General features: G+C 71.0%; 5 protein-coding genes and 1 pseudogene. 5 read left to right on the forward strand and 1 reads right to left on the reverse strand.

Annotated elements, in window-relative coordinates:
• The 5 genes from ABTZ17_RS36430 to ABTZ17_RS36450 form a co-directional block, all read left to right on the forward strand.
• On the forward strand, positions 1 to 788 hold a 788-nt coding region (locus tag ABTZ17_RS36430), incomplete at its 5' end, for an SDR family NAD(P)-dependent oxidoreductase (RefSeq protein WP_352200114.1).
• Positions 767 to 1,225: an SRPBCC family protein gene (locus ABTZ17_RS36435; protein WP_352200115.1), complete on the forward strand. Its 459-nt coding sequence runs from the start codon at positions 767 to 769 to the stop codon at positions 1,223 to 1,225. The genes ABTZ17_RS36430 and ABTZ17_RS36435, both read left to right, overlap by 22 nt.
• A gap of 13 nt (positions 1,226 to 1,238) precedes the next feature.
• On the forward strand, positions 1,239 to 2,822 hold the full coding sequence (locus tag ABTZ17_RS36440) for a phytoene desaturase family protein (RefSeq protein WP_352200116.1): 1,584 nt from the start codon (positions 1,239 to 1,241) through the stop codon (positions 2,820 to 2,822).
• Between the two features lie 99 nt (positions 2,823 to 2,921).
• Positions 2,922 to 3,083, forward strand: a complete 162-nt coding sequence (locus ABTZ17_RS36445; protein WP_352194655.1) for a hydrophobic protein — start codon at positions 2,922 to 2,924, stop codon at positions 3,081 to 3,083.
• 366 nt (positions 3,084 to 3,449) lie between these two features.
• The gene (locus ABTZ17_RS36450) at positions 3,450 to 3,818 is read left to right on the forward strand and encodes a PRC-barrel domain-containing protein (protein WP_352200117.1); all 369 of its coding nucleotides are present in this window, start codon (positions 3,450 to 3,452) and stop codon (positions 3,816 to 3,818) included.
• Between the two features lie 21 nt (positions 3,819 to 3,839).
• On the opposite strand, the pseudogene ABTZ17_RS36455 reads toward ABTZ17_RS36450, so the two are convergent.
• Positions 3,840 to 3,938: pseudogene (locus tag ABTZ17_RS36455) on the reverse strand (50S ribosomal protein L5); the annotation flags it as partial.

The following is a 3,938-nucleotide window of genomic DNA, read 5'->3' on the forward strand; positions in this document are numbered from 1 at the left end:
GCCTCGCGTGGTCGGCGGACGGCATGGCGGGCCCCTCCGGATACTGGTCCGTGGACGTCACCGACGAGCCCTCGCTGGCCGAGACCGCCGGCCGGGTGCGCCAGGCACTCGGGACGCCGTCGGTGGTGGTGGCCAACGCCGGCGTCGCCATGGGCGGTCCGCTCCTGGACTGCGATGTCGCGGCCTGGCGGCGCGTGGTCGAGGTGAACCTCGTCGGGAGCGCGCTCACCGCACGCTGCTTCCTGCCCGATCTGCTCGAAACCGGGGGGTACCACCTCCAGGTGGCGTCCATGGCGGCCCTCGGCCCCGCCCCCTTCCTCTCCGCCTACTGCGCCTCCAAAGCGGGCGCGGAAGGGTTCGCCCACGTCCTCCGCGCGGAGGTGGCCCACCGGGGAGTGGACGTGGGCGTCGCTTACCTGAGCTGGTTCGACACCGCCATGATCCGGGCCACGGAGGGCACGAGCGCCTTCGAACTGCTGCGGGCACACCTCCCCTGGCCCGCTTCGGCCACCCACGACACCGCTCCCGCCGTGCGGGCCCTCGTACACGGCATCGAGCGGCGCTCCGCCCACGTGTACGCCCCCAGGTGGGTACGCGGCATGCAGGCGGCACGCACGCTGCTGCCGGCCCTCGTCGCCCGCCGGTCCCGCCGGGTGCTCGCCGAGCAGGACGGCGATCCCCTCGCCACCGGCCTCCTCGGGCCCGGTGGTGAGGCCGCCGGCCGAGGAACCCGATCGCAATCCCGTTCCCGTACACAGGAGGAAAGATGGCAGCACGGCACCGAGTGATCGAAGCCGCGCCCGATCGGGTCTGGTCCGTGCTCGCGGACAGCTCGCGGTACGCGGACTGGGTGGTCGGCACCAGCGATTCGCGGCCTGCCCGGGGCAGGTGGCCGGAGCTCGGCGCCTCCCTGGAGTACACGGTCCGGATCGGCCCCTGTCGACTGGAGGGGACCACCGTGGTCCGTCGCACAGCGCCCCCGTACGAGCTGGAACTGGAGGTCGACAGCGGGCCCCTCGGAACGGCACGGGTGGCCATCGAGATCCGGCCCTGGGGCCAGGAGTCCCTGGTCATCATCGACGAACACCCGTTGCGCGGAGTGGCCGGCGCGCTGCACAACTTCGCCCTGGACGCGGTGATCCAGCTGCGGCACCGCGACATGCTCCGTCGTCTGGCCGAAGTGGTCGGACGGTCCGTGGCCTCCGACCGGACCGTCCGGACCTGACGGGAGGCCGGCGATGCCCGACGCGGTAGTGATCGGGGCCGGGCCCAACGGCCTGGTCGCCGCCAATCTGCTGGCTGACGCGGGTTGGAGCGTGGAGGTGCTGGAAGCCCAGCCGGAGCCTGGCGGGGCCGTGCGCAGCGACCGGGGCGTCCACCCCGACCACGTCAGTGACCTCTTCAGCGCCTTCTATCCGCTGGCCGTGGCTTCCCCCGTCCTCGCGGGGCTGCGCCTGGAGCGGGAGGGCCTGCGTTGGAGCCGCGCCCCGAGGGTGTTGGCGCATCCGCTGGCGGACGGTCGGTGCGCCGTCCTGGACCGGCTCCCCGAGGACACGGCGACGCGCCTCGACGGGTTCGCGCCGGGAGACGGAGCCGCGTGGAGGGACTTGTACGAGATCTGGGAACGGTTGGGCCCCGACATCGTCCGGGCGCTGTTCACCCCCTTCCCTCCGGTGCTCCCCGCCGCCCGGATGCTGGGGCGGCTGCGCGGGGCCGGTGGGCTGGGGCTGGTACGCCGCTTGACGCTGCCGGTGCGGCGTCTGGGCGAGGAGGAGTTCCGCGGGGAAGGTGGGGGGCTGCTGCTCGCCGGGAACGCCCTCCACGCGGATCTGCCACCGGAGGCGAGTGGCAGTGGGGGGTTCGGGTGGCTGATGTCGATGCTGGGCCAACAGCAGGGATACCCCGTGCCGGTGGGCGGGGCCGGAGAGCTGACGGCGGCCTTGGTGCGGCGCCTGGAGGGGCGCGGTGGCGTGGTCCGCTGCGGCACCCCCGTCGTGGAGGTGGCCGTGCGCGGTGGTCGGGCCATCGGGGCGCGGACGGCGTCGGGTGAGCGGGTGCCGGCCCGGCGGGCCGTGCTCGCCGACGTGTCGGCGCCCGCACTGTACGGGGGGCTGGTCGCCGAGGAGCACCTGCCGGACACCCTGTTGCGGGACCTGCGGAGGTTCCAGTGGGACTTCGCCACCTTCAAGGTGGACTGGGCCCTCGACTCCCCGGTGCCCTGGACCGCTCCCGAGGCCGCCACCGCCGGAACGGTCCACCTGGCCGACGGGATCGACGGGCTGACCGCCTTCGCGGCTCGACTCGCGACGGGGCTGGTACCGGAGGATCCGTTCCTGATCCTTGGACAGATGACCACGGCCGACCCGAGCCGGTCGCCGGCGGGGACGGAGTCGGCTTGGGCCTACACGCACGTGCCGCACCACATCAAGGGGGACGCGGGTGGACGGGGCCTGGCCGGACGGTGGGACACCGGTGAGAGCGAGGCGATGGCCGACCGGATGGAGGAGGTCGTCGAACGCTACGCTCCGGGCTTCCACGGACGGATCCTGCGACGGCGGATCCTTGCGCCGCCCACGCTGGAGGCCATGGACACCAACCTGCGCGACGGTGCCCTCAACGGCGGTACCGCCGCCCTGCACCAGCAGCTCTTCTTTCGACCGCTCCCCGGCAACGGCCGCCCCCATACGCCCGTCAAAGGGCTCTACCTGGCGTCGGCGTCCGCGCATCCGGGCGGCGGCGTGCACGGCGCACCGGGCGCCAATGCGGCGCGGGCAGCTCTGCGGCGACACCCCTTGGCCCGGGGCCGGGGGCGGAGGAGCTGAGGCGGGCCCGGCGGGAATCCGTCGCCGGCCAAAAAAAATCGGCCGCACATGTGTGGGACCCGCAAGCCGGGGCACTCGCGGTTTCGGAGGTTGATAAAAATGGTTCCCCTGCTTCTCGTTCTTCTTCTGGTTCTCATTCTCGCCGGTGCGGGTTTCGCGGTGAAGGTGCTGTGGTGGGTGGCCATCGCGGTACTGATCGTGTGGCTCCTGGGCTTCGTCGCCCGCCCGAAGACCGGCAGCGGTCGCTGGTACCGCTGGTAGCCGTATCCGCAGGACGCTTCGGACAGGGTGGTGGCCGGACCCGTATCACGGGTCCGGCCACCACCCTTTTTCCATGCCTCCTGGAATTGGTTTTCCCGTACTGGGTGAAAACGGAAATCGGGGGTATGGGCGGGGTGCCGGGACGGCTGCCGTGACGCAGCAGGGAACCTGCTCACCTCCAGGATCGGCGGCCGTTCCGGTCCGATGGAAAAAAGCGTGAAAGAAAATGAATGAAGCCGGGAGGGCCGGGCACTCGCTCATTCGAGCGGCTGATGAATCGAATCCATTGAGTCGACATTGCACAGGACACGGAAAGAAGATCGGGCCGGATTCGCACCGGCCCCCCGATCCGAAGGGGTTGTCATCATGACCGAGAGCATGTGGAGCTACCAGCAGACCACCAACCGGGTCGCGTCCACCGACCTGACCGGTTACAAGGTCGAGGCGACGGACGGAAGCATCGGGAAGGTCGACAAGCACTCCGACGAGGTCGACGCCTCCTACCTCGTGGTCGACACCGGCGTCTGGATCTTCGGCAAGGAGGTCCTCCTCCCGGCCAGCACCGTCATCCGCATCGACGAGACCGAGGAGAAGGTCTACGTCAACCGGACCAAGGAACAGATCAAGGACGCCCCCGAGTTCCACCGGGACAAGCACCTCGGCGACCCCGGCTACCGCGACGAGCTGGGCACCTACTACGGCACGGCCGGCCCGTTCGGCGGGCGCCCCGCCTGATCGGCGGCGCGACAGTCACGGTCCTGGGGCCACCACGATCTTCACGAGGCCGGGGATCTGCATGACGTTCTCGTAGGAGAACTCCTCACGCAGCTTGCCCGCGATCTCCTCGCGGTACTT

The organism is Streptomyces sp. NPDC097619, from assembly GCF_040302735.1.
Classification (GTDB): domain Bacteria; phylum Actinomycetota; class Actinomycetes; order Streptomycetales; family Streptomycetaceae; genus Streptomyces.

Bases quoted from the DNA above. Each gene is read 5' to 3' on its own strand.
- ABTZ17_RS36450 (WP_352200117.1), top strand. From the start codon at position 3,450: ATGACCGAGAGCATGTGGAGCTACCAGCAGACCACCAACCGGGTCGCG.
- ABTZ17_RS36435 (WP_352200115.1), top strand. From the start codon at position 767: ATGGCAGCACGGCACCGAGTGATCGAAGCCGCGCCCGATCGGGTCTGG.
- ABTZ17_RS36440 (WP_352200116.1), top strand. From the start codon at position 1,239: ATGCCCGACGCGGTAGTGATCGGGGCCGGGCCCAACGGCCTGGTCGCC.
- ABTZ17_RS36445 (WP_352194655.1), top strand. From the start codon at position 2,922: ATGGTTCCCCTGCTTCTCGTTCTTCTTCTGGTTCTCATTCTCGCCGGT.